The organism is Achromobacter sp. Root565 (genome assembly GCF_001427425.1).
GTDB classification, from domain to species: domain Bacteria; phylum Pseudomonadota; class Gammaproteobacteria; order Burkholderiales; family Burkholderiaceae_B; genus Achromobacter; species Achromobacter spanius_D.
On the sequence record NZ_LMGO01000006.1, the window covers coordinates 103,336 to 127,697 of the forward strand.

The following is a 24,362-nucleotide window of genomic DNA, read 5'->3' on the forward strand; positions in this document are numbered from 1 at the left end:
GTTTGATTGGGACTTGCGCGGCGCCCGCTACGGGGACCTTCGCACTCGCGTAATCGGAGTGCATGGCTAGTACGCGCCACGCCCGTGGGGCGTGATCGCGACGCTTATGCTGCGCCGTCGACGGGTGGAACTTTACGGAAAATTGCCCAAGTTAACTGTCAATTACTGCAAAGGGGGCGTCACGGCGAAGGCGCCTTGGCGTATTCTCTCGTCGCAGGCCGTGCAATCGTCTTGGCGCGGCGGTAAAGGTTCTGGACGGACGGACGCGCGTTGCCCAACAGGGCGAACGTCATGCGCGTCCTTTCGCCATTCTCGTAACAAAAAGCATCAAGAATGCTGACGTGTAACGCGCGTCTCTAGCGCGAACCCAGTGCAACTGCAGTCCCAACGGCGCGGCAGGCCGACAGGCCTGAGCCGGAGTGAACCATGACGACTAGCCTGTTTTTCCTGATGTGGGGCCTGGCCACGGCGTTGGCGTTGCCGTTGCTGCTGCCCTTTCACGTTCGCGGCGTCGACGGCGTGCCCGCGTTCATGGCGGCCAACGCGCTGGCCGTGCTGTCCCTGCTGGCCTATGCGTCGGCCGAGATGATCCCGCCCGCCGCCTATGTGATGGTGTCCAACGCCGCCTGGGCCTGTTCCGCCGCGCTGGTGTACATCGGCGTGCGGCAGTTCTTCGGCATGCATCCGCATATCCTGCGCACGACCGTGCTGTGCTCGCTGTGCACATTCGGCTTTGCCCTGCTGCTGTACCGCAGCGACAGCCTGGTGTCGCGCATGGTGCTGTATTCCGTCTACACCTGCGTGCTGATGGCAGCGACGGGCTTCGTCATCTTCAGGCAGCGCAAGCGGATCAAGACGCGGGGCGTCGTGCTGTACCTGCTGCTGGCGTTCTTCGGGGTGGTGGCGCTGCATGCGTTGCGCGGATATGTGTACGGCGCGGGCGTGGAGGCGCCGGTGTCGCTGCTGCAGCCGTCGGCGTGGGGCCTGTTCTTCATTGTTTGCGGCTCCGTCACGGTGCCCGGACTCTTTCTTGCGCTGCTCTTCATGATCCAGAGCAGCCAGGCGGAAAAGATGCAGGCGGCGCTGACGTTCGACAGCCTGACGCAGGCGTATTCGCGGCGCAGCATCATGGATGAACTGGACCACGAGCTGCAGCGCTGCGAGCGCACCGGCGGCAAGCTGGCGGTGCTGGTGCTGGACATCGACCACTTCAAATCCATCAACGACCGCTATGGCCATGCGGGCGGCGACACCGCGCTGCGCCACTTCGCGCGCGTGGTGCAGAACGCGGTGCGGTCGAGCGACCGCTTCGGCCGCCTGGGCGGCGAGGAATTCGTGCTGCTGATGTACGACTGCGATCCGGCGAGCGCGCTGGTGCAGGCGCAGCGCGTCTGTGACGCCCTGCGCGACATGCCGCTCTATCTGCAAGGGCTGGAAGTGCAGATGACCACCAGCGGGGGGCTGGCGTCCTACCAGCCGGGCGACAGCGCCGACGTCATCCTGGCGCGGGCCGACGTGGCGTTGTACCGGGCCAAGGAGCAGGGGCGGGACCGCGTGGAAATGGCCTGGAGCGGCCGCGGCGTCGTCAAAACAAGCGGCGGCCTGCCGGCCGCCGCGAATGCTCTGGAAACGGAAACCGCAGGGACTACGGCTTGAGGTGTTCCGTCAGGAACTTCTCCATGGCCTCGTAGAACTCGAACTTGTTCTCGTCGTTGTGGAAGCCGTGGCCTTCGTTGTCCTTGACCATGTATTCCACGTCCACGCCGCGCGCCCTGAGCGCCGACACCATCTGGTCGCTCTCGTCCTTGTTCACGCGCGGATCCTTGGCGCCCTGCGCGACGAACAGCGGCGTCTTGATCTTGTCCGCATGCAGCGCTGGCGAGGTTGCGGTCAGACGGTCGAGATCGCGCACCGGGTCGCCCACCATGTCCTGCATCTTGTCCAGCATGGGCTTCCAGTAGGGCGGAATGGACTTCATGAACGTGAAGAGGTTGGACACGCCCACGTAGTCCACGGCCGCGGCATACAGGTCGGGCGTGAAGGCCACGCCGGCCAGCGTGGCATAGCCGCCGTAGCTGGCGCCGTAGATGCCGATACGCTTGGGGTCGGCGATGCCTTGCTCGACCAGCCACTGCACGCCGTCGGTGATGTCGTCCTGCATCTTCAGGCCCCATTGCCCGAAGCCCGCTTCCCAGAAGTCGCGGCCATAGCCGGTGGACCCGCGGAAGTTCATCTGCAGCACGCAGAAACCGCGGTTGGCCAGAAATTGCACTTCGGGGTTGTAGCCCCAGCCGTCGCGCGCCCACGGGCCGCCGTGCGGATTGACGACGCAGGCCAGGTTCTTGGGCGATCGGCCGGCGGGCAGGGTCAGATAACCATGGATGGTCCTGCCGTCGCGGCTCTGGTAGCTGATGGGCTGCACCCGCGACATGTCGGCCTCGGGGATGGCCGGATTCAGGTCCGCCAGCTTGGTCAGCGTGCCGGCCACCGCGTCGTAGATGTAGCGCGAGCCGGCCGTGCGGTCGTTGTAGGCGGCCACGATGAACTTGTTCTCGTCGCGGTTGCCGCCCTGGATGACGACGTCATAGCCCGGCAGGCGCTCGGCAAGCGTCTTGTACAGCGCTTCGGTTTCCGCGTCGAAGAACTTGTATTGCGGCTTGTCGGTCTGGTAGGACGCCACGGTCAGCACGCGGCGCTTGCGCGAGAATGCCGCGCCGTCCAGGTCGACGGTGTCGGGCGTGAAGATGACGTCTTCGGCATCCGGCGTGGCCGGGTCGATGACGACCAGCGACAGCTTGTCGCGGCCGCGGTTGCTCAGCGCATAGAACTTCTTGTCGTCGAACGTGAAGAACGCCGGGCTGACGCTGGTGCGGTAGTCGGTGGTGATGAGGGGACGGAAGTCGGACGCTTCGTCGTCGCGGTAGAGCAGGGTGGTGTTCAGCCCGTCGCTGGCGACGGCGGCGCGCACCTTGCCGGCGTGGTCGGTCTGCCAGCCGACGATGTTGCCCGGATTCTGCGCCACCAGCACGGCCGCGCCGGTGTGGACGTTGACGCGGTAGACGTCGAAGACCTCGGGGTTGCGCTGGTTGTGGCTGATCAGCACGTGGTCGGGATCGTCTTCCAGGTCGTCCTCGATACCGGCGCGCACGCCCTCATAGGGTGTCAGGTCGGTGATCGTGCCGGTCTTGGCATTGACGGCCAGGACATGGAAATTCTCGTCGCCGCCAAAGTCCTTCTGGTACAGCACCACGTCCGGGCCTTTCCAGAAATAGCCGCTGATGTCGCGCGCGGTCTCGCTGGTGAGCTGGCGGGGTTCGCCCACGAGCTGGCTGCCTTGCAGCGGCTGCACGTAGATGTTCATGCGGGCGGGGTTGCCGTCCACGCTGGTGGGCTGCATGAACGAGAGCGTCTGGCCGTCGTCCGACAGGCGGAAATAGCCGCGCTCAGGATTGCGGAAGAAATCTCTCAGGGGATAGGCGCGGGGAGGCGGCTGCGTGGCGCAGGCACCCAGGGAGGCGCCGACGATGCCGGCTGCCAGGACGGTGCGCAGAAATGAGAACAAGGGAAACCTCCGTGATGTCGATCCGCGTTGCAAATAGGCTGGTCGATAATGCCATAGCCGCGCGAGGGGTGTCGAACCGGCTCCTCAGATCCGCCACCACTTATGCCGCCGGACGGTTTGCGGGATAATCGCGGCAATTCTTCTGGAGATTTACATGTACAGGAATCTGGTCGCGGCCTCGGCGCTGGTCTTGGGACTGGCCGGCTGCTCGTTCGGCATTTCGCCGGATGGCGCGTCGCCGCACAGCGAATTCAAGGCGCCGGTGGCCTTCAAGGACGCCTATGACGCGGTCATCCGCCAGTCCAACGCGTGCCTGCGCAGCACCGACAACGCCTACCGCGTCGTGTCCGACCTGAACGAGAGCGCGCAAAGCGGCGTCGTGCGCGTGCTGGCGCCGTATTCCGATCGCGAGATGTCGCGCGTCGACCTGAAATCCGAGGGCCCGAAGTCCACGGACGTGCGCATCGTGATGTGGGGCAAGGGCACGTGGGATGCCGCCGCCATGCGCGCAATGCAGGATGCGGTGTATTACGGGCTGGTGTCGTGCAGCACGTACATGCCGCTGGATCCGCGCCCGCCCGTCAAGCCGTCGCGCGACCTGCCGAACTGAGGCAGGACGACGGAAGGCGGGACGAAAGAAGGTCAGTCGCCGCCCGGGCGGCGGCGGATGATCTTGAACGTGGCGGTGGCGCGCGCCACCAGTTCGCCATCGGCCCGCCGGATGTCGCCCTCACAGAAGGCGATGGACGCGCCGCGGCGCAGGCAGCGCGCTTCGATGACCAGATCGCCCGTGGCGGGAGACAGGAACGTAGTGTTCATGTCGATGGTGGCCATGCCCTCGGTGCCGTCCGCGGACCCGCGCGCGGCGGCCGACAGCGTGAAGTCCAGCACGCTCATCAGCGTGCCGCCGTGCACGTCGCCGCGGCTGTTGGTCAGGTCTTCGCGCCACGGCAGCGTGGTGCGGGCATAGGCGGGCGCGATGCTTTCCGGCACCAGTCCGATGAAACTCATGAAGGGAATGGTCAGGCCGAAGTAGTCGGTTTTGGGGCAAGCAGGTGCAGTCATGGAACCGTCGTGGGCGAGAAGGAATAGCGGATTGCCGCCGGTCATAATATATGTTTTTGCCACGGGATTGAGGCTATGACGGGGCAGGCGTCAGTGCAGTCTGCGCGCAAGATCGTGCATGTGGACATGGATGCGTTCTATGCGTCCGTGGAGCAGCGCGACAATCCCGACCTGCGCGGCAAGCCGGTGGTCGTGGCCTGGACCGGACCGCGCTCGGTCGTGTGCGCGGCGTCCTATGAAGCGCGGCGCTACGGCATCCATTCCGCGATGTCCGCCATCAAGGCAGAGCGCCTCTGTCCGCACGCGATCTACGTGCCGCCCGATTTCAACCGATACCGCGACGTATCGCGCCAGGTCCGGCAGATCTTCGCCCGCCATACCGACCTGATCGAGCCCTTGTCGCTCGACGAGGCCTACCTGGATGTGACGGTCAACAAGTGCGGACTGCCTTCGGCCACCGAGGTCGCCCAGGTGATCCGCCAGCAGATCCGAGAGGAAACCGGACTGACCGCTTCGGCCGGCGTGGCCCCGAACAAATTCCTGGCCAAGATCGCGTCGGACTGGAACAAGCCAGACGGCATTTTTGTCGTGCGGCCCGGCAAGGTGCTGGCGTTCCTGGAACCCTTGCCCGTGCGCAAGGTGCCAGGCGTGGGCAAGGTCACGCAGTCACGCCTGGAGCAGCTTGGCATCCAGACGGTGGGCGACCTGGCCACGCACAGCGCGCAGGAACTGGAGCACTATTTCGGCCGCTACGGGCGGCGGCTTTATGAATTGGCGCGGGGCATCGACGAACGCGAGGTGCAAACCGACCAGCCGCTGCAACAGGTGTCGGCCGAAACCACGTTCTCCAACGATGTCCGGCTGGAGGCCGTGGGCGACGCCCTGGACCGCATGGCGGAAAAGGTGTGGGATCAGGCGCTGAAGAAGGGCGCCTTGGGACGCACGGTGGTGCTCAAGCTGAAAACCGACCGTTTCCGCATCCTGACGCGCAGCCAGACCTGCGCCCAGCCGCCCGCGTCGGCCATGGAACTGGCCGCCCTGGCCCGGCTGCTATGCGAACGCGTGGAACTGCCGCCGGACACGTTGTACCGGCTGGCGGGCGTGGGCATGAGCAACTTCGCAGATCCGGGCGAGCAGTCGCGCCAGCCGGATCTGTTTGGAGGGGCTTTCTAGCGCTATAGACGCGCTTTTACTTGCTGCGAAAGGGCAGTCATGTCGGCGCGGCCGGCCAGCTTCTGCTTCAGGATCGCCATCACCTTGCCCATCGCGGGCGCGCCCGTCACGCCTTGCGCGGCGACTTCGGCCAGCGCGGCGTCGATGGCGGCGGCGACTTCCTCGGGGGTGGCGGCCTGGGGCAGGAATTCCTGCAGCACGGCCAGTTCGCCCTTCTCCTGCTCGGCGGTTTCCGTGCGGCCGGCCTGCTCGAACGCGGCGATCGACTCGCGGCGCTGCTTGACCTGCTTTTCGATGATGGCGGTGATTTCGGCGTCGGACAGGTCGCGACGTTCGTCAACTTCCTTCTGCTTGACGGCAGCCAGCAGGAAACGCAGCGTGGTCAGGCGCTCGCTGGCCTTGGCGCGCATCGCGTCCTTGACGGCGTCGGACAGGCGGGTCTTGAGCGTAGCAGTGCTCATCGGTAAACCTTTGTGGTGTTGCGGTAATCGGGAAGTGTAAACCGGGCCGGGACGCACCGGGCGCGCGCCGGCCCGGGGATCACATCATCGTGGATCACTTCACCGTGGCGAGGTCGCCGCGCAAGGCGACGCCGGCGACCATGGCGCCCGCGTGGCATTCGTAGTCGGTGGTGCTGCGGTACTCGTTCTTGCGGTAGTAGCTGACGATATTGGTGACGGCATTGGCGCCGGCCTTCTTGGCGGCTTCATGCAGGGAGATCAGGGCGGACTGGGCGACCCACAGGCAAGCCTCTTCGTCCTTCTTGGCAAACGCGTTGGTCTTGCGGTTGGTGACCACGCCGGCCTCCACCACCTTGCCCTTGGGACCCGTGCCGGCCAGGTAGAACTTGACGCTGCCGTCGATCTTTCCGGCGTCCTGCGCGGCCTTGATGGCGGCCGCGATGGGCAGGTGGACGGTGCGATCCGCGGCCAGGACCGGGGCGGACAGGGCAAACGACACGGTCAGCGCGCCGGCGAGCTTGCAAGGGAGGATCATGATTTGCATTCCTTGTTCATACGTTGGAAAAGCGGGAAAGCGCAGATGCGTGGCGCCGGCCGGCATCACGGCCAGCGCTTGAAGATCAGGGAGGTGTTGATGCCGCCGAACGCGAAGTTGTTGTTCATCACATACTCGTTGCTCATGCGCCGCCCGTCGCCGGCCAGATAATCGAGCTCGCCGCACAGCGGGTCGACATTCTGCAGGTTCAGCGTGGGCGCGTACCAGTCGTTCCTGAGCATTTCGATGCTGAACCAGGACTCCAGCGCGCCGCACGCGCCCAGCGTGTGGCCCAGGTAGCTTTTCTGCGAGCTGATGGGCATGCGGCTGCCAAAGAGGCGGGACGTGGCCTGCGTTTCGGCCACATCGCCCTGTTCGGTCGCGGTACCGTGGCCGTTCACGTAGCCGATTGCCTCGGGCGGCAGGCCGGCGTCGGCCAGCGCCATTTCCATCGCGACGCGCATGGTGGCCGCTTCGGGCCGCGTGATGTGCGTGCCGTCCGAGTTGCTGCCAAAACCAACGATTTCCGCGTGGATGTGCGCGCCGCGGGCCTGGGCGTGTTCCAGCGATTCCAGCACCAGCATGCCGCTGCCTTCGCCGATGACCAGTCCGTCGCGATCGCGGTCGTAGGGGCGGGGCGTCAGTTCGGGCGTGTCGTTCTTCTGGCTGGTCGCGTACAGTGCGTCGAACACCAGCGCCTCGCTGGGACACAGCTCTTCGGCGCCGCCGGCCAGCATCAGGTCCTGCCGGCCGTAGCGGATGGCCTCATAGGCGTAGCCGATCCCCTGGCTGCCGGACGTGCAGGCGCTGGAGGTCGGGATGATGCGGCCCTTCAGTTCGAAGAAGATGCCGATGTTTGCCGCGGTCGTGTGCGGCATCATGCGCACGTAGGAGTTTGCGTTCAGGTCGTCCGTGACGCCGTTGAGCAGCATGTTGCCGAAGGCGCGGATTTCCGCCGTGCTGCCCACGGACGATCCGCACGCCACGCCCATGCGTCCGTCGGTGATGCTGCGCTCGCCCAGCAGGCCGGCATCGTTCAACGCGATTTCCGCGGCCCGCACGGCAAGCTGCGACACGCGTCCCATGCTGCGCAGCTGCTTGCGTGTCCAGTGCGCCGGCGTCTGGAAGTTTTCGACCGGACCGCCCAGGCGGGTATTCAGTTCCACGTAGCGCGCCCAGTCGGGCATGACGCGAATGGCGCTGCGGCCTTCCTGGAAGGCCTGCTGGATGGCCTGCCATTCCGATCCCAGCGCGCTGATGCCGGCCATGCCGGTGACGACAACCCGTTTCATCAGCAAAGCCCTCCATTCACGGCGATGACCTGGCGCGTGATGTACGCGGCGCCCGGCGACATCAGGAACGCCACGGTGGCGGCGACTTCTTCGGGGCGGCCCATGCGCTGCGCCGGGATGGCCTTCAGGATTTCTTCCACGGGTACTTGCTCGTCAATCATGTCGGTGTCGATCAGGCCGGGGGCCACGCAGTTCACGGTGATGTGGCGCTTGGCCAGTTCCACGGCCAGGGCCTTGGCGGCGCCGATGAGGCCGGCCTTGGACGCGCTGTAATTGACCTGCCCGCGGTTGCCGACCAGTCCGGAGACCGAGGTCATGCACACCACGCGGCCCGCCGCGCGGCGCCGGATCATGGGCATCGCCAGCGGGCTCATCACGTTGTAGAAGCCGTCCAGGTTGGTGCGCAGCACTTGGTCCCAGTCGTCGCCGGTCAGGGCGGGAAACGCGCCGTCGCGGGTCAGCCCGGCGTTCAGCACGACGCCGTAATAGGCGCCATGCGTCTCGACGTCCGCCTGCAGCACGGCGGCGCACTGGGCGCGGTCGGCCACGTCGAATTGCAGGATGCGTGCCTGGCGGCCGCGAGCCTGCACGTCGGTTTGGACGGCCTCGGCCTGCGCCCGCTGCTGGCGGCAATGCAGCACCAGATCGTGGCCGGCGTCGGCCAGGGCCAGCGCGATGGCGCGGCCGATGCCGCGGCTCGAGCCGGTGACAAGAATGGGGTCGGCGCTCATTGGGGGGCTTCTTCCTGCATAAGAATTGTGGGATCGCTGGGCTGATAGACGTTGAGCCGGGCGCGGGCCACGACGCGCGCGTCATCGCGCAGCACGCATTCGAAGACGCTCATGCCGCTGGCGTCGATCAGGCCGCGTTCAACATGGACGGTGAGCTCGGCGCCCGCGGGCAATGAGGCGTCATGGCATTCGTAGCGGCGCGTGCCAAGCAGGAAACCGAGCTTGACGGCTTCGTTCGCCTGGCGCGCCTGGCAGCCTGCCCACGCGCCCACGGCCTGCGCCATCAGTTCCATTCCCAGCCAGGGCGGCAGCGAGCCGTCCGGCAGCGAATAGGGGCCGGGCCGGATGACGGCACGGGCGGTGAGGCTGTCCGCGTCGTAGCGGATCACGGTATCGAGCAGGATCATGTCGCCCGCGTGCGGCAGCAGGCTGGCGATGGGCCACGTCGTCATGACTGGCCTCCCAGCACCAGGCTGGCATTGTTGCCGCCGAAGGCGAACGAGTTGCTCATTGCCAGCCGCCGACGGCCCGTCGCATAGCGGTGCGCGGACGTGCTGAAATCCAGCGCCGGCAGCGCCGGATCCGGCTGGCCGTCCCAGACGTGCGGCATCAGTGCACCGTGGGCGTTCGCCGCGGACAACGTGATCCAGGCCAGGACCGCTTCCAGCGCGCCAGCCGCGCCCAGTGTGTGGCCGGTCAGCGCCTTGGTCGATGCGCAGGGCACGCCCTGCGGAAACACGGCGTGCGTGGCGTGGCTTTCCATGGCGTCGTTGTGCGGGGTGCCGGTGCCGTGCAGATTCAGCCAGCCGATGCTGGCGGCGTCGACGTCCGCCGAGCGCAGCGCGGCCTGCATGGCGCGGCGCGCGCCTTCGCCGGTGGGATCGGGCGCGGACATGTGCCAGGCGTCGGAACTGGCGCCGCCGCCCAGCAGCGCCACGGCGTTGGCATCGGCCGGGTCGCGTTCCATCAGGAACAGGACGCCGGCCTCACCGATGTTGATGCCGCGGCGATTGGCCGAGAAGGGCGCGCACAGCGCTTCGTCGACCGCTTCAAGGGTGGCGAAGCCGTTGATGGTCAGGCGGCAGAGCGTATCGGCGCCGCCGCAGACCACCGCGTCGCACAGGCCAAGCTCCAGCAGCCTGCGCGCGGACAGCAGCGCGCGGGCGCTGGACGTGCAGGCGGTGGACAGCGTGTAGGCCGGGCCCGTTGCGCCCAGCCATTGCGCCAGGAAGTCGGCGGGCGAGGACAGCGTCTGACGGCGGTAGTCGTAGCCGCCGGGCCAGGCGCCCTGCGCGCGCAGATGGCGGAACGCGGGCGCGTTGTCGTTCACGCCCGACGTGCTGGTGCCCAGCACCACAGCGACCCGGCCGGCGCCGTATCGGGCAATCGCGCTGCGCAGGCGGTCTTCGATTTGGAGGGCGGCCGCAAGCAGCAACTGGTTGTTCCGGCTGTGGTGATGCGCGGGCAATTCCTGAGGCAGCGGCGGCAGCGCGCCGGTGCAGGCGCCCAGCGTCAACGTGCGGCCGTTCACCCAGCCATCCTGGGCGCGCATGCCGGAGGTATCGCCGGCGAAGGCGGCGCGGGCAACGTCGTCCACGCCGGCGCCCAGCGCGCATACGACGCCGGGGGTGCCAAGCCAGGTCGTCATGGCTGCTCCTTCAGGGGGGTGATCCGCCACGTCACGTCGCTGTTAGTGCGGATCGACAATGCCTGGCTTTGCGCGTCGGCGGGATACGTGACGGTCCAGCGCACCTGGCCGCCGTCGAGCAGCAGGCGTTGCGCCGCCCCGGCTTGTGATGACGCCGTGCGCCACGACGCCTCGCCATAGGCCGCGTCAAGGTCCGCTGCCGGCGTCCAGGCGAACATCAGCGCGGCAAATAGATCGCGGGCCTGCGCGTTGGGCCGCATGAACCCGTCATTACGCCATGTCCCGCCTTCCAGCATCTGCCGCGCCTGCGGCACGCCCATCGGGTCGAAGAGCGACCACCGCAAGGCGGCGTCTTCGCGCTGGACCACCAGCAGCAGGTCCAGGGCGGGTTGGCCCGGCGCCGTCTGCACCACATGCAACTGGCGCGGCAGCGAAAAAGCGGCGTCGCGCGCGGGCAGGGGCGGCGCGCCGGCGCAGCCGGCCAGGGCCAGCAGCGCCAACGTAGCCACGAGGGCGCGGCGGGTGGACAGGAACGGGGCGGGAATGGCGGTCATGACGGGTTGCTGGGGGTTAATGCCGTTCAGTGCGGGTTCAGGCCGGCTGGGCGACCGCACTGCCGGCGCGGCACAGTTCGCTCAGCACGCGCAGGCGCCGCTGCGGGTTGGCCACGAAGGGATTGCTCGTGTCCCAGGCGTAGCCCGCCAGGATCGAGCTGATCATGCGGCGGATTTCCGGCTGCGCCTGCTGGTAGAAGACGACGTCCTGGAACTCGCCGGTGTACCAGCCCTGCACATACGCGCGGAACGTTTCCACGCCGATCATCAGCGGGTCGGCGAATTCGCTTTGCCAGTCGACCTGGGCGCCGCCGAGCTGCCGGTGCAAGGCGTCCGCAGCCAGCTTGGACGAGCGCAACGCGATGGTGACGCCCGACGAGAACACCGGATCCAGGAACTCCGCGGCGTTGCCCAGCAGGGCGTAGCCGGGACCGTGCAGGCGCGTCACGCTGGCGGAGTAGCCGCCGATCGTGTTGGCGGGGGTGTCCCAGACGGCGTTCTTCAAGACGCGCTTCAGATTGGGCGCGGCATCGGCCATGGCGCGCAGGGTGGTCATCAGATCCTCGCCGGGACCGCCGAACAGGTCTTCGCCGCCGACCACGCCGAACGAGCAGCGGCCGTTGGAGAAGGGGATCAGCCAATACCAGATGCCGCGCTGTTCGGGATGGACGGTGATCAGGATCTTCTCGCGGTCAAAGCCCGGATCGTCGATGCGGTCTTCGATGTGCGTGAAGATCGCCTTGCGGGGCGGCATCGCCGAGGGGCGTTCCAGGTCCAGCAGGCGGGCCAGCACGCGGCCGTAACCGCTGGCGTCCAGCACGAACTGGCTCTTGACCTGATAGGCGCTGCCGTCGGCGCGGCGCACGTCCAGCAGGGGACCTGCATCGCCGAAGTCGGCGGCGGTGACTTCCTGCTGGTAGCGCACTTCAACGCCTTGGCGGGCCGCGTCGTCGGCCAGCACCTTGTCGAACTGCGCGCGCTGCACCTGGAAGGTCGTGCCCGGGCCGGCGGTGAACTTGTCGCGGAAGTCGAAGTAGGTGTAGGCGTCGCCGCACGCGAACGCGGCGCCGTTCTTGACCTGGAAGCCCGCGGCCTCGACGGCGGGCAGCATGCCGGCCTCTTCCACGAATTCCAGGCAATGCGCCAGCAGGCTTTCCCCGATGGAGAACCGGGGGAACTGCTGGCGTTCCAGCATCAGGACGTCATGTCCTTGCCGCTTCAGCAGCGCGGCAGCAACCGCGCCGGCGGGGCCGGCCCCGATAACCACAACTTCCCGATGTTCCATGCTGGATGTTTCCATGATTCCTTGATGAAAGAGGCTGGTTTCAGGCGCGTCGCGGCGGACCGACCCAGGGCGCCCACAAGAGCGAAAACGCGACGCCCAGCGCCACGGCCAGTCCGAAGTTGGCGATGGCGGGCGTGTGGCTGAGGGCAAGCAGGCCGAACGACAGCAGCGTCGTGACCGCGCCCAGCAGGATGCCGACGAGGCTGGCGGCGGCGCCGGCGACACGCTCGTACATGAAGATGGCGTAGTCCACGCCGATGGCCGACACCAGCAGCAGGCCGAAGAGGCTGAACAGCGTCAACGGCTGGCCCAGATAACCCAGCGCGGCCAGGCTGCAGACGGTGGCCGCAAGCGGTACGGCCAGAATGCGCCAGGTGGCGGCGCGTCCCAGCGTCAGCAGCAGCAGCACGGCCGCGGCCACATAGGACAGGAGCTTGAGTTCGGCGGCCTCGATGCGGGTGGCGGCGAACATGCGATTGAGTTCGCCGCTGCGATCGACGAGCGTGACGCCGGGCGCAGCCTGCGCAATGGCTTGCAGCGCGACCGGGTCGCTGAGACCCAGCAGCGAGATCATGCCGGCGTATTCGCCGCCATGCTGGCCCAGCCACAGCGTGCGCCAGCGTTCGGCCTGCGGGCCTTGCAACGCGCCGTCGATGGTGACGACCGGCAACGCCGCGAGCGACCGCAGCTCCGCTGCCACGGCCTCGAACGGAATGCCCAGGTCCGTCATGGGCTTCCACGCCAGCGGTTCGCCGGCCAGCTCGGCCAGGCGGCGGGCCAGCGCCTGCTGGTCGGCGGCGGGGGAGACAAGCTGGCTCAGCGCGTTGTAGGCGGCAAGGCCGCGACGCTGGACCAGCGTGTCGAGCTGCTGTGCGACCAACGCCTGGCGCCGCAGCAGTTCATCGGGATCGGGGGCGCGCACCAGGAAAAACTGGCTCGTCGGCACGTAGCCGGTGATCTCGCCGATCTGCCGGGCCTGCTGCATCAGGGGCGCGGGCAGGCTCAGCCATTGGCGCAGATCGTCCTGGATGCCCAGCCGCGCGATGCCGCCAACCGTGACGGCTGCCATGACGACCACGCCGGCCCACCGCACGCCGCGCCGGTTGCCCAGCCGTTCGCGCATCTTGAGCGCGGCTTGCGCAACATGCAGCAGGGGCAGCCACGGACGCGGTTGCCAGCCGCGCATCCATGCCGGCAGTTGGCAGACGGTGCAGGCGTACGCGCCAAGCAGACCCGCCGCCGAGAACACGGCCGTCTGCGTCAGCGCGGGGAACGGGGTGAATGCGAGAGCAACATAACCGACCAGGCTGGCGGCCAGGCTGATCGTGAGGCCGGGCAGAACCCGGCGCAGCGCGGGCCAGGCCTGCCAGTCCGGCATCCCGAAGCTCTTGCCGAGCCAGTGCATGGGAAAGTCGACCGCCACGCCGATGAGGCTGGCGCCGATGACGAGCGTCAACACGTGGATCGAGCCGAACACCGCGACGCAGGCGACCGCGCCTGTCACCAGCCCGACAGCCACCGGCACGAACGCCAGCAGCACGCGCCAGCGGCGCAGCGCCAGCAATAGTACGAGCACGATGCCGATCGTGGCGCCGGATCCGATCCAGCTGCCTTCCGCGACGGCCTGCGCCTTGCCGGCCGCGGCGTACAGCGCACCGCCCGCGACCAGCATCTGCGCGCCATCGGCCTGCAAGGCCGCCCGATCCTGGTCGATCTGCGCGGCGATGCGTTGCGGCGCGTCCGCATCGAACGCGTCACCACGGGTCTCGGCGCGCACGAGCACCCAGCGGCGGCCGGCCTGCTGCGCCTGCAGGGTGCCCGATCCCATGTCGTACTGCACGCTTCCGCCGGGCCGCAGCGATTGTTCGGCGCGGCGCGTCAGGCCCAGCCAGTCTTGGTCGGCCGGAACCAGGCCCGATGACGAGAAGGGATCGGACAGCTCGCGCGCCCGGCGCTGTGCATACGCGGCAGGGTCCGAGTCCAGCCGCCGGCGGTCCGCCAGCGGCAGCATGGCCAGGCGGCCGGCCAGCAGCTGCTCGCGCACGGCGGCCAGGTCCACGTTCAGTTCCACCTGCACGACGGAAAAGAGCCCGCTGTCCGTCCACCGCTGGGCGAGCAGCCGCGCCGGTTGCGCGGGGACGGCGCCCTTGGGGGTGGCGCCGTCCTGGGTGGCGACCAGCGCGATGAGCTGGCGCGACAACGGCTCCTGGATGCGATCCTCGGCCAGTTGGCGCGTGGCGTCATTGGCGCTCTGCGGCACCAGTTCCATCAGGTTGGCCGACACCGGCCAGCCATGGCGGCATTGCCAGGCGCCGGCCAGCAGCACAAGCAGCAGCCCCAGCTTGAAAAGGCGGGGCAGCCAGCGTTCAGTCCGCGAATGCACGCTGTTCCTCAGGCGTCAGGGCATCAGCCGCGACCGCGCCGGTCATCTGCAGGACGCTGCGGTCGCCTTGCGTCTCGCGCAGTTCGATGCGGTCGACCAGGGCGCCGCCGTCGATCTGGATGGCGGTGAAGATCTGCTTGAGCAGCGCCGAGCGTGGCGTCAGCGTCAGTTGCCAGACGTTGGCCTCGCCTGTCAGCGTCAGGTCGAAGTTTTCTTGAAGCCCGCGGGTATCGCCCGCCAGCACCGACAGGAAAAGCTGGTTCTCACGACCCGCGCCGGTGTGCTGCGGCAGCGCTTGCCACGCACCCGATTCGTCGCGGCGCGATATGCCGTCGGCGTTGATGCGCAGGTCCTGCGCGATGGGCGTGCGCAGCAGCCACAACAGGCCCTTGCCGGCCGCGAGCGTGAAGTCGCCCCGGCTGGTGAGCGCTTGGGGCAGCGAACGCAGGAATTTCTGCTGGATGAACTGGCCGCGCACGATCGGCGTGGCGCGCAGTTGTTGCTGCAGGTCGTTCAGGTCGAACGCGCTGGCGGTCAAGGGCAGCAGGGTGAGCGCCAAGAGGCACAGAAAGTGGTTAAAGCGCGAAAAGACGTTCAGGCAGGACATGCGCCAGCCTCCTGGGATTGAAGCGCGCCTTGCACCGCGGCGACGAAGACGGCGGGCGAGGCCAGTTGCATTTCGCGGGTGGCGATGCAGACGGCCACCTGTTCGGACGTGGCCCGCGTGAGCCGTTGGCCGGTTTCCGCATCCTGGATCAGGTAGTTGATCTTGAGCCGATGTTCCCATTCCACCAGTTCGGCGCGCACGATGAGGCGCTGGCCGAACTGCGCGGGCTGGGCATAGCGCAGGTGCAGGTCGATCACCGGCCAGGCGTAGCCGCTGGCGCGCATCGCGTCGTAGTTGTGGCCGATCCGGTCCAGCAGCTCGCAGCGCGCCTGCTCCAGGTATTTCACGTAATGGCCATGCCATACGACGTTGATCGAATCGACATCGAAGAAGGGCACACGGATTTCGACTTCCGCGCCGATCGCGCCACGTTTACGCATCGTCTTTCCAGAATGGGTAGAAGTTGAACCACTGCAGCGGCGCCTCGCGGCAATGCGCGGCCAGGCGGTCGGCATAGCGCTGGGTCCAGGCGGCGATTTGCGTCTGCCGGGTGGCGCGCGTCCATTCGATGCGCGCGGTCAGGCGCTCCATCGACACACGGTAGCGGCCGCCGTGCCGGGTGCACAACAGCAGGTTCACGGGGCAGCCCAGCAGGCCGGCCAGCAGCCACGGGCCTTGCGGAAACAGCGCCGTGGCGCCCAGGAATTGCACGGGCACCGTGCGGTCGCCGCGCAGGGGCACGCGGTCGCCGGCGATGGCCAGCCATTCCCCGCGGTCCAGGCGCTCCGCCAGATCCAGCATGACGGCGGCATCCAGCTCGCTGACCTGGATCATGCGCAGCCCGCCGCCGGCTTCGTCGAGCAGGCGGTTGAAGTGAACGGCGTGCTTGCTGTGGACCAGCACATTGAGCCGCAGCGCGCCCGTCTGTTCGGCAAGCGCGCGGCAGACTTCGATATTGCCCAGATGCGAGCCCACCAGGATCTGGCCGCGGCCATGGCCCATCTGGGCGTGCAGGCCGTCCGGGTCCGCCATGTCCAGGCGCGCCATCGTGATCTTGCCCTGCCATACGTCCAGCTTGTCCAGCATGGCGACGGCAAAGGCCAGGTACTGCCGGTACACGGGAAAGGCGCGGGGCAGGGGCGCGGCAAGGCCGCCGGCGCGGGTCACGCGCGCTTGGTACGCGGCAATCGCGCGGCGCGCGCGCGGGCCGAACGCATAGAAATACAGCACCACCAGCCAGACCACGGGAGCGACCACGCGTCGTCCCAGTGTGCGCGCGGCCCAGGCCGTCAGGCGCATCAGCACGGGACTGCCGCGTTCGCGCTGCCCGGCCCAATGCGGATCGGCCGCGCTCATCGCGGGGCGCTCCGGGCCAGCCTGCGCCACAACAGCACCGGCGATCGGGCCAGCATGCCGAAAAACAGCCGCGCGTGCATGCGGCTGATCAGCACGTTGTCCTGCAGACCCTTGAAATGCGAGATGCCGCCCTCGGGATAGGCCACGCGCGTCGGCAACCATGCCATGCGCACACCCTTCCAATGCAGCCGCACCAGGACGGCGATGTCGAAGTCCATGCGCCGCCCGACGTGCGTCCCGTCGATCACGGGCACGACTTTGGCCAGCGGATAGACGCGAAAGCCGCACATGGCGTCGGGGATGTCGAACGACAGCGTATTGATCCAGACCCAGATGCGGGTCAGCCAGCGGCCATAGAGGCGGCTGCGCGGCACGTCGTCGCCGTACACGGGGGCGCCGCAGATGACGGCATCCGGCTGTTCGCGCGACATCCGCGCAAACATCGGAATGTCGTGCAGCGCGTGCTGGCCGTCGGCGTCCACTTGCAGCGCGTGGGTGTAGCCCAGCTTTATTGCGGCGCGCAGGCCGTCCTGCACCGCCGCGCCTTTTCCGCCGTTGACGGCGCGGCGTACCAGTTGCGTATCAGCGTGCGCGGCCAGCTCGTCCAGCACGGCGGCGCAGGCGGGCTCGGAGCCGTCGTCCACCAGCACGCAGGGCAGGCCGTGCGCGGCAAGCTGCGCAACGACTGCCGCGACGGTGCCGCCGTGGTTGTACACGGGGATGACGGCGCACAGCTTATGCGGCGTCATGGCTTGCCCCGTGAAGAACGCGTCCGGACGAACACGGCGAATCATTCACCGTGAACGCGAAGTACAGCTTCTGTTTGGCGGCATCCCATTTCAGCGCCAGGACGGCGGTGTCGCCGGGACGCAGCAGGCGCTGGAACTTCAGCGCTTCCATGCCCGCAAAGTGCAGTCCGGGATGCAGGTCGCGCTGCGCAAGCGACATGGCCCAGGTGATCTGCGCCACGCCCGGCACGACCGGCGCCGTGGGGAAGTGGCCGCTGAAATAGGCAAGGTCGTAGGGAATGTCCAACGTGTAGCGCCGCTCGTTGCCGGGCTGCTCGGGCGCGTCGGCCGGGATGGCAGCGGGGGCCACGGGGCGCGGGCCGGCAGCCGCCTCGAAATCCGCTTGCGGCAATTTTCCTTGGGCATTGACGGGCAGATGCCGCAGCAGCCGCCAGGTGCGCGGCACCGCCAGCGATTCCACGCGCGCGGCCAGATGGCCGCGCAGCGCGTCCACGACAGCCTTGCGGCCCTGGTTGCGCAGGGCATGAAGACCGTGTGCCGACAGCGCCACCAGCGCGGCCAGGCGCGGGGCGCCGGCGGCCTTGCCCAGGCGGACGTCCGTTACATACGCATGTTCCATCAGCGCCCGCTCCACCATGGGCAGCGACACGCGCTTGTCCTCGATCTTCATGATGCGGTCCAGGCGGCCCAGCAGCCTGAAACCGTTCGGGGTGACCTCGGCGCCATCCGCCGTCTGCTGCTCGTCAGCTTGCACCCAGGGCGACGACACGCGCAGGGCGCCTGCTTCATTCAGATCAACGGCAACGCCCGGCAGCGGCTGCCAGTCGGCGTCGCCGGTGCGCCAGGCGACCGCGCCCGTTTCCGAACTGCCATAGATCTCGGTGGGACGCAGCCCGAGCGACCGTTCGATATCGTCGGAGACCTCGGGCGGCAGCGCGCCGCCCGAGGAATGGATGCGGGTCAGCCGTCCGCGCAATTGCGCCCAGTCCAGGCGCTGGCCCAGACGCCGCAACAGCGCGGGGCTGGCAATCCAGGCAAAGGTGGGATAGCGCAGACTGGCCTGCTGCAGGTCTTCGGGGTAGAGCCGCTGGCGCCGGTCGATCTGACGGCCCGCGCAAAGCGGCCACAGCACGCGAAAGGGCAGGCCGTACATATGCTGCGCTGACACGCTGCCCAGCACGGGCGTGTGCGTGTCGGGCCATTGGTGCTGCAGCGCCTGCACTTCTTGCGCGAGCTGACGCCATTGCTTGACGATGTGCTTTGGCGTGCCGCTGGAGCCGGATGTGCACAGCACCAGCGTCAAGGATTCATCCAGCTCCGCGGCGTCAAGCGCCGGGTGGCCGTGCAGGTCAGCCAGGCGCCACCGCCGCGCCGAAGGCACGGGCAGGTCGGCATCCGTCAGCCACGCGTCGACGGCTGCGTCCAGGCCGTTGCAGGTCTGCGCCTGGTTGTCTCCGGGCAGGACGGCCACGACGCCCGCGCGCCAGCACGCGAACAGCGCGCACGCCAGGTCCACGGCGTCGTCGAACCAGAGCGCGGCGCGCTTCACCGAACGCGCCCGCAAGGCGCCCGCGATGCGCAGGCTGTCCTGTGCGAAAACGTCGCGGACAATCAGCGGGCTATCCGCGATCACGGCGTTCGCTAGCGCGCCGACGGCGGGCAATAGCAGTTGGGGCAGGGGTGTCCAGGCCATGGCTCAGGCCGCCTTTGCGGCGGCGGGGCGCATCAGCCATTCGCCGGCGGCCATCAGGCCCATCAGGACATAGCTGGCGCAGCCGTTGTAGGCCACCCACCAGCTCCACGGCGCCCAGGCCGCGAGCGCGGCGGCGATCGTGCCGTTCAGGGCGAAGAACACGCACCAGGCGCGCGTCACGTTCCGGGTGTAGCGCACGCCCTCGGACGGCAGATCGGGATGGCGCAATCGGGCCAGGCGTTCCACGACGGGCATGCCGGTGCGCAGGCTCATGCCGAAGATGGCCAGCATCATTCCGTTGACCAGCACGGGATACCAGCGCAGCCAGTTCTCGGAATTGGACACGGCCAGGATCAGGCAGAAGACGAGCGCGGCGGCGGGCAACAGTCTGTCGCCCGGCTGCGCGGCGCGCGCGGTCAAACCGCGGGCTAGCCACAAGAGCGCCAGCGGCAAGGCCAGCCACGCGGCGCTTACGTGTTCCAGCGTCGCGTAAACGATGAACGGGTAGGCCACGGCGGCGGCGGCCAAGGCGGCCGCGACGCCACGGCTCATGCGGCCGGATCCTGCTTTTGCATCATGGCTTGCACCACGTCCTCGACGGTGCGGACCGTGCGGAAATCGTTGGCGTCAAGCTTGCGGCCGGTCTGCCGGCGCACGTGGTCGATGAGGTCGATCGCGTCGATGCTGTCGATTTCCAGGTCGGTGTACAAATGCGCGTCGGGCGTGATCCGTTCCGGTTCGATTTCGAACAGTTCGACCAGGGCGCCGCGCAGCGTGTTGAAGATTTCGTCGCGGGTGTGCATGGGGACTCCGTATGCGTCAGTCGCGGCGTTGCGCAGTGACAAATGCCGCCAAGCTGGCGATGCTGGCGAAATGCTCGCGCATGTTGCGCGTTTCGGGATCGATGGTGATCGCATAGCGCTTTTGCAGCGCCAGGCCCAGCTCCAGCGCATCGACCGAATCCAGGCCCAGTCCGTCTCCGAACAGCGCGGCTTCGCGGTCAATGTCATCGGGCGTGATGTCTTCGAGCCCAAGGGACTCGATGACGAGCGTTTTCAGCTCAAGTTCCAGTTGATTCATCCTGCTTTGACTCCACTTGCGCCGTCTTGGGCGACAGCGCATTCATTGGTGCGCCGGCCGGCGCGCTGCGCGCCAGCTCGGCTTCGAAATAGGCGTGAAGGTGGGCGTTCATCTTGCGGCCCGCGATGGGCAGCGGATGCACGCGGCTCCACGTGGTTGGGTCGATGTCTTCACCGACCTCGATGACATATCGCATGCGCGAAGGCGGAATCCGGTACCAGGGCTCGCCCTTGGTCAGGCTGCGAGGATTCATCCGGATCACGACCGGCGTCACGACCTGCGCGCCGCGCAGCGCAATGGCGCATGCACCGCGATGGAATTGGGGCATGGCGTCGGGCGGCGTGCGCGTGCCTTCCGGAAAGACGATCAGCGTTTCGCCGTTGCGCAGCACGTCGGCGGCGCGGTCGAACATGTCGAAGCTTTCGTCGTTGGTGATGTAGCCGGCGTTCGCGACGGGACCGCGCGTGAAAGGATTGGTGGCCAGGCCGTGTTTGACGATGCAGTTGGCGTTCTTGACGTGCCCGACCAGAAACACCACGTCCAGCAGCGACGGGTGATTGGCAAGAATCATCTGGCCCGGGCGGCCCAGACGCTCGGCGCCCTTGAATTCCACGGTCAGGATGCCCACGCGCACCATGAAGCGGATGAATAGCCGGAAGGTGCCGTTCAGGGCCCAGCGCGCCCGGCGCTGGCGGTCTTGGCGATCGCCGGGCAGCAGGCGCTGGGGCGGAAACACCATCAGGCGCAGCAGCACCCCGCCCACGCCGAACATGGTGAAGGCCATGCCGGTGGCGAACAGGCGCCACAGCCAGAAATCTTGACGGATTTGAGCCGGAGTCGTCATGCGGTTCGGGTCCAGGTCCATTGGCGGCTGCGGTTGGCATGCCGCCAGCTTTGGGTCTGCAGCGCAAGGTGGCGCACGAGGTTCAAGGGATTGGGCCAGACCTGCGGCGCCGCGTCGTCACCGCCGGCGGGATCCATCGTCAGCGCCCAGTCCGTGCCCGGACGCAGGCGGAAGGCGGCGGCATACGAGAACGGCACGTCGTCCACCCACGGCGCGTAGGGGGCCGGCGGCGATTCTTCGGCCAGCACGACCAGCACGTTGTCGTGCCCTTGATCGAACAGCAGCGCGGCTTCGATGAAGGCGTGTTCCAGGCCGTCGTCCTCGACGGACAACGCAACGGACTCTGCCGTTTCACGGCGTATGATCGACCATTGCGCGGCGATCGAGTTGTGGACCGACAGGCCGAAGGCCGTGGGCGACAGCGGCTCGTCGGCCGCCAGCGAGTCCAGCAGCCCGAAGTTGCGCGTGGTTTCCCCGTGCCGCGAGGCAAACACGAAGGGCATGTCCGGGTAGCCGTCCGCTAATGGCCACGCGCAGGCAAATACGCCGCGAGCCAGGGGGCTGAGGCGGCGTCGTTGCATGGGGGGCAAGAAGTCGAGGCGGGGGGCGGCCTGATCTCCGAGGGGGCAGTACGGCTGTTCAGCCCAGTCCTGCCAACTGCTCGGGTCTTGAAATCCTTGTGTCCAACCTTGCCATTGCGCGATGGAGAACGTCAACATAGCGCGCGATTCTACTATGGCAAACTGCGACTGACTTGTTTTGAACAGTTACAAATTACACAAAATAATCCATTTTTACGGTATTTTTTTCGAATAGTTACTTTCACTTGTGGGCGTTCAGGAACTTTTAATCTGGTGGGCCGATCCAAGCGCCGCCTCTCTATATGGTGTCGAACACCTGTCCGCGGATGACGCCCTCAGGGCGCCCGCGATCCGCAGCGGCAAGGCCCAGCGCGACTGGCAAGTCAGCCGCGCGCTGCTGCAGCACGGGCGCGCCGCGCGGCCCGGATCCGGGGCCACGTCGCTGAGTCACAGCAGCGGGCATGCCCTGTTGGCCACCGCGCCGCCGGGCTGGAAGGTTGGCGTCGACCTGGAGGCCACCCGGCCACGCAACGTTGACGGGCTGGCGCAATGGGTGTGCTCTCGGGCGGAGCGCGACCTGCTGGCCTCGCTGCCTGAGGAGGCCCGGCTGCTTCGTTTCTATCAGTTATGGACGTTGAAAGAGGCTTTCATCAAGGCTGCGGGCCTGGATTTTCCCGCGGACATGGCGTCGGTGGGGCTGAATCCCATTTCGACAGGCCTGGCGCTACGGCCGCCGGCCGGGCGCTGGTCCGCGTGCTCTTATCGGGCCGGCGCCGGTTGGATGGCGTCGGTGGTGTGGCAGGCCCCTGATGCATCCGCCCGCGGCCCGATGGAACCAGCTTGGCACGGCGCGGCCGGCTGCGCGTTGCCCGAGGTGGAACTGGCCGGGCAGTGGCGCACCGATTCCGCTTGATGCCCGGGCGATTTCGCCGTTCGCATTTAAAGATGTATTATAAATATATGTTTAAAGGCGAGCCCGTTCGCCATTCAAGGAGCAGTTGATGTTGAGCCCCAAAATCCGCGAGCTGGTCAAGGCCACGGCCCCTGTCCTGAAGGTTCATGGCGTCGCCCTGACCAAGCACTTTTACGCGCGCATGTTCCAGCACAATCCGGAACTCAAGCATGTGTTCAACCAGGCCCACCAGGCGGGCGGCGCGCAGCAGCACGCGTTGGCCGGCGCGGTGACTGCCTATGCCGAGCACATCGACGACCCCTCGGTGCTGATGCCGGTGGTGACGCGCATCGTGCACAAGCACGTCAGCCTGGGCATCCGTCCGGAACACTACGCCATCGTGGGCAAGCATCTGCTGGCTTCCATCCGTGAAGTGCTGGGCGACGCCGCCACCGACGAACTGGTCGGTGCGTGGGGCGCGGCCTACGGCCAACTGGCGGACCTGCTGATTGCCGAAGAGGCGCGCCTGTATGCGGAATCGGCCAACAAGCCGGGCGGCTGGACAGGCTGGCGCGCGTTCCGCGTCGTGGGCAAGCAGCCCGAAAGCGCCGAAATCACTTCTTTCTACCTGGCCCCCGCAGACGGCGGCACCGTGCCGGCCTACCGGCCCGGGCAGTACGTGTCCGTGCGCGTGTTCGTGCCGGAACTGGGTCTGATGCAACCGCGCCAGTACAGCCTGTCGGACGCGCCGGGACAGGATCGCCTGCGCATCTCGGTCAAGCGTGAACCGGCTGGCGTCCAGACGCCGATGGGCCGCGTGTCCAACGCGCTGCACGACCGCCTGGAAGAGGGCGGTGTGCTGGACGTGGCGCCGCCGCAGGGTGATTTCCACTTGCGTGAGGACGGCGATGCCCCCGTCGTGCTGCTGAGCGGCGGCGTGGGCCTGACGCCGATGGTGTCGATCTTGAACCATTTGGTGCGCGCCAACGACGAGCGCCAGATCCGTTTTGTGCACGGCTGCCGCAACCGCTCGGTGCATGCCATGCGCGAGCACGTGAACGACATCGCAGCATCGCGCGCCAACGTGCGCAAGGCGGTGTTCTACGAAGAGGTGGGCCACGGCGACCAGGCCGGCCGCGACTACGATCACACGGGACGCGTCGATCTTCACGCGATCCGCGACGAGGCCATCGTGCCGGGCGCCGATTACTACTTGTGTGGACCGGCGGCCTTCATGCGCGCACAGCGTGAAGCGCTGGTGGGGCTGGGGGTGGCCGAAGACCGCATCCACGCCGAGGCGTTCGGCACCGGCGGCCCTGGCGCCTGAGCGGTGTATCCTGGCGGCCTGATGTTTCCGGGCCGCCCGGTCCACGCACCCCACCCACCATGCAACTGAACCGATTCACCGACTTCGGCCTGCGCGTCCTGATGTACCTGACGCAATGCCGCGACCGGTCCGTGGCCGTCACGATTCCCGAGATCGCGGACCGCTTTGGCCTGTCTCGCAATCATCTGGTGAAGGTGGTGCACTTCATGTCGCAGCGCGGCTGGGTCAGCACCACGCGCGGCAAGGGTGGCGGTCTCAGCCTCGCCCGTCCCGCCACGGAGTACCGGGTCGGCGACCTGGTGCGGGAACTCGAGCAGCAGGGCCCCCTTATCGATTGCCACGAACCGCCCTGTGCCCTGGACGGCGTGTGCCGGCTGTCCGGCGTGCTGGCGCAGACCCTGCAGGCGTTTTACGACACGCTCAACAGCTACACCTTGGCCGATCTGGTCCGCGAACCGACCGCCGCCGCCATCATCAAGCTGCACCGGGTGGCCTGAAGCCCGGGCAGGGGCATGAAGTTTGGTTATGGCCCCTGCGGCGTTTG

General features: G+C 67.5%; 27 protein-coding genes. 6 read left to right on the top strand and 21 right to left on the bottom strand.

Annotated elements, in window-relative coordinates; all coding sequences use genetic code 11:
- Window positions 1-426 precede the first annotated feature (426 nt).
- A complete protein-coding gene (locus ASD71_RS21875; RefSeq protein WP_056569765.1) occupies window positions 427-1,656 on the top strand; it encodes a GGDEF domain-containing protein in 1,230 nt (409 codons plus the stop codon).
- On the opposite strand, the gene ASD71_RS21880 is transcribed toward ASD71_RS21875, so the two are convergent.
- Entirely contained in the window at window positions 1,646-3,562 is a 1,917-nt protein-coding gene (locus ASD71_RS21880) for a S9 family peptidase (RefSeq protein ID WP_056569767.1), read from the bottom strand. The genes ASD71_RS21875 and ASD71_RS21880 overlap by 11 nt on opposite strands.
- 154 nt (window positions 3,563-3,716) lie before the next feature.
- Here ASD71_RS21880 and ASD71_RS21885 point away from each other — a divergent pair, with 154 nt between their 5' ends.
- The gene (locus ASD71_RS21885; protein WP_056569769.1) at window positions 3,717-4,172 is read left to right on the top strand and encodes a BPTD_2524 family lipoprotein; all 456 of its coding nucleotides are present in this window, start codon (window positions 3,717-3,719) and stop codon (window positions 4,170-4,172) included.
- A gap of 32 nt (window positions 4,173-4,204) precedes the next feature.
- Here the strand turns inward: ASD71_RS21885 and ASD71_RS21890 are convergent, their stop codons facing one another.
- A complete protein-coding gene (locus ASD71_RS21890) occupies window positions 4,205-4,627 on the bottom strand; it encodes a PaaI family thioesterase (RefSeq protein ID WP_056570556.1) in 423 nt (140 codons plus the stop codon).
- Window positions 4,628-4,702: 75 nt separating this feature from the next.
- Between ASD71_RS21890 and dinB the strand changes: the two genes are divergently transcribed.
- Window positions 4,703-5,800 (top strand): DNA polymerase IV, encoded by a 1,098-nt coding sequence (gene dinB / locus ASD71_RS21895; RefSeq protein ID WP_056569771.1) that lies wholly within the window; start codon window positions 4,703-4,705, stop codon window positions 5,798-5,800.
- Window positions 5,801-5,802: 2 nt separating this feature from the next.
- On the opposite strand, the gene ASD71_RS21900 is transcribed toward dinB, so the two are convergent.
- From ASD71_RS21900 to ASD71_RS21990, 19 genes are all read right to left on the bottom strand, one after another.
- A complete protein-coding gene (locus ASD71_RS21900) occupies window positions 5,803-6,261 on the bottom strand; it encodes a GatB/YqeY domain-containing protein (protein ID WP_056569773.1) in 459 nt (152 codons plus the stop codon).
- Between the two features lie 94 nt (window positions 6,262-6,355).
- A complete protein-coding gene (locus ASD71_RS21905; protein WP_056570558.1) occupies window positions 6,356-6,796 on the bottom strand; it encodes a hypothetical protein in 441 nt (146 codons plus the stop codon).
- 65 nt (window positions 6,797-6,861) lie between these two features.
- A complete protein-coding gene (locus ASD71_RS21910; RefSeq protein WP_056569774.1) occupies window positions 6,862-8,088 on the bottom strand; it encodes a beta-ketoacyl-ACP synthase in 1,227 nt (408 codons plus the stop codon).
- A complete protein-coding gene (gene fabG, locus ASD71_RS21915) occupies window positions 8,088-8,819 on the bottom strand; it encodes a 3-oxoacyl-ACP reductase FabG (protein WP_056569776.1) in 732 nt (243 codons plus the stop codon). The genes ASD71_RS21910 and fabG overlap by 1 nt, the downstream gene beginning before the upstream one ends.
- Window positions 8,816-9,271 carry a hotdog family protein gene (locus ASD71_RS21920; RefSeq protein ID WP_056569778.1) on the bottom strand — a complete coding sequence of 152 codons (456 nt, stop codon included), beginning with the start codon at window positions 9,269-9,271 and terminating at the stop codon, window positions 8,816-8,818. The genes fabG and ASD71_RS21920 overlap by 4 nt, the downstream gene beginning before the upstream one ends.
- Window positions 9,268-10,467, bottom strand: coding sequence for a beta-ketoacyl-[acyl-carrier-protein] synthase family protein (locus ASD71_RS21925; protein ID WP_056569780.1), 1,200 nt, complete (start codon window positions 10,465-10,467; stop codon window positions 9,268-9,270). The genes ASD71_RS21920 and ASD71_RS21925 overlap by 4 nt, the downstream gene beginning before the upstream one ends.
- Window positions 10,464-11,021 (bottom strand): DUF3261 domain-containing protein, encoded by a 558-nt coding sequence (locus ASD71_RS21930; protein WP_056569782.1) that lies wholly within the window; start codon window positions 11,019-11,021, stop codon window positions 10,464-10,466. Before ASD71_RS21930 ends, ASD71_RS21925 begins: the two co-directional genes overlap by 4 nt.
- 37 nt (window positions 11,022-11,058) lie before the next feature.
- Window positions 11,059-12,321 (bottom strand): NAD(P)/FAD-dependent oxidoreductase, encoded by a 1,263-nt coding sequence (locus tag ASD71_RS21935; protein WP_056569784.1) that lies wholly within the window; start codon window positions 12,319-12,321, stop codon window positions 11,059-11,061.
- Window positions 12,322-12,346: 25 nt separating this feature from the next.
- Complete coding sequence (locus tag ASD71_RS21940) at window positions 12,347-14,689, bottom strand: MMPL family transporter (RefSeq protein WP_056569786.1); 2,343 nt, start codon at window positions 14,687-14,689, stop codon at window positions 12,347-12,349.
- Window positions 14,673-15,296 carry an outer membrane lipoprotein carrier protein LolA gene (locus ASD71_RS21945; protein ID WP_082579020.1) on the bottom strand — a complete coding sequence of 208 codons (624 nt, stop codon included), beginning with the start codon at window positions 15,294-15,296 and terminating at the stop codon, window positions 14,673-14,675. Before ASD71_RS21945 ends, ASD71_RS21940 begins: the two co-directional genes overlap by 17 nt.
- Entirely contained in the window at window positions 15,284-15,736 is a 453-nt protein-coding gene (locus tag ASD71_RS21950; RefSeq protein WP_056569787.1) for a thioesterase family protein, read from the bottom strand. The genes ASD71_RS21945 and ASD71_RS21950 overlap by 13 nt, the downstream gene beginning before the upstream one ends.
- Window positions 15,729-16,652 carry a glycosyl transferase gene (locus ASD71_RS21955; RefSeq protein ID WP_056569789.1) on the bottom strand — a complete coding sequence of 308 codons (924 nt, stop codon included), beginning with the start codon at window positions 16,650-16,652 and terminating at the stop codon, window positions 15,729-15,731. Before ASD71_RS21955 ends, ASD71_RS21950 begins: the two co-directional genes overlap by 8 nt.
- Window positions 16,649-17,401, bottom strand: coding sequence for a glycosyltransferase family 2 protein (locus ASD71_RS21960; protein ID WP_056569791.1), 753 nt, complete (start codon window positions 17,399-17,401; stop codon window positions 16,649-16,651). The genes ASD71_RS21955 and ASD71_RS21960 overlap by 4 nt, the downstream gene beginning before the upstream one ends.
- Entirely contained in the window at window positions 17,388-19,094 is a 1,707-nt protein-coding gene (locus ASD71_RS21965; RefSeq protein WP_056569793.1) for an AMP-binding protein, read from the bottom strand. Before ASD71_RS21965 ends, ASD71_RS21960 begins: the two co-directional genes overlap by 14 nt.
- Window positions 19,095-19,097: 3 nt before the next feature.
- Window positions 19,098-19,646: a hypothetical protein gene (locus tag ASD71_RS21970; RefSeq protein WP_056569795.1), complete on the bottom strand. Its 549-nt coding sequence runs from the start codon at window positions 19,644-19,646 to the stop codon at window positions 19,098-19,100.
- Window positions 19,643-19,897, bottom strand: a complete 255-nt coding sequence (locus tag ASD71_RS21975; RefSeq protein WP_056569797.1) for an acyl carrier protein — start codon at window positions 19,895-19,897, stop codon at window positions 19,643-19,645. The genes ASD71_RS21970 and ASD71_RS21975 overlap by 4 nt, the downstream gene beginning before the upstream one ends.
- 16 nt (window positions 19,898-19,913) lie before the next feature.
- Window positions 19,914-20,174, bottom strand: a complete 261-nt coding sequence (locus ASD71_RS21980; protein ID WP_056316022.1) for a phosphopantetheine-binding protein — start codon at window positions 20,172-20,174, stop codon at window positions 19,914-19,916.
- A complete protein-coding gene (locus ASD71_RS21985; protein WP_156395259.1) occupies window positions 20,155-21,018 on the bottom strand; it encodes a 1-acyl-sn-glycerol-3-phosphate acyltransferase in 864 nt (287 codons plus the stop codon). The genes ASD71_RS21980 and ASD71_RS21985 overlap by 20 nt, the downstream gene beginning before the upstream one ends.
- A complete protein-coding gene (locus ASD71_RS21990; RefSeq protein ID WP_056569802.1) occupies window positions 21,015-21,737 on the bottom strand; it encodes a beta-ketoacyl synthase chain length factor in 723 nt (240 codons plus the stop codon). Before ASD71_RS21990 ends, ASD71_RS21985 begins: the two co-directional genes overlap by 4 nt.
- A gap of 109 nt (window positions 21,738-21,846) precedes the next feature.
- Between ASD71_RS21990 and ASD71_RS21995 the strand changes: the two genes are divergently transcribed.
- The 3 genes from ASD71_RS21995 to ASD71_RS22005 all read left to right on the top strand — a co-directional run bounded on the left by ASD71_RS21995 (window position 21,847) and on the right by ASD71_RS22005 (window position 24,315).
- Window positions 21,847-22,512, top strand: a complete 666-nt coding sequence (locus ASD71_RS21995; RefSeq protein WP_056569803.1) for a 4'-phosphopantetheinyl transferase superfamily protein — start codon at window positions 21,847-21,849, stop codon at window positions 22,510-22,512.
- Between the two features lie 88 nt (window positions 22,513-22,600).
- Window positions 22,601-23,818 carry an NO-inducible flavohemoprotein gene (gene hmpA / locus ASD71_RS22000; protein ID WP_056569805.1) on the top strand — a complete coding sequence of 406 codons (1,218 nt, stop codon included), beginning with the start codon at window positions 22,601-22,603 and terminating at the stop codon, window positions 23,816-23,818.
- Between the two features lie 59 nt (window positions 23,819-23,877).
- Complete coding sequence (locus ASD71_RS22005; RefSeq protein ID WP_056569807.1) at window positions 23,878-24,315, top strand: Rrf2 family transcriptional regulator; 438 nt, start codon at window positions 23,878-23,880, stop codon at window positions 24,313-24,315.
- Window positions 24,316-24,362 lie beyond the last annotated feature (47 nt).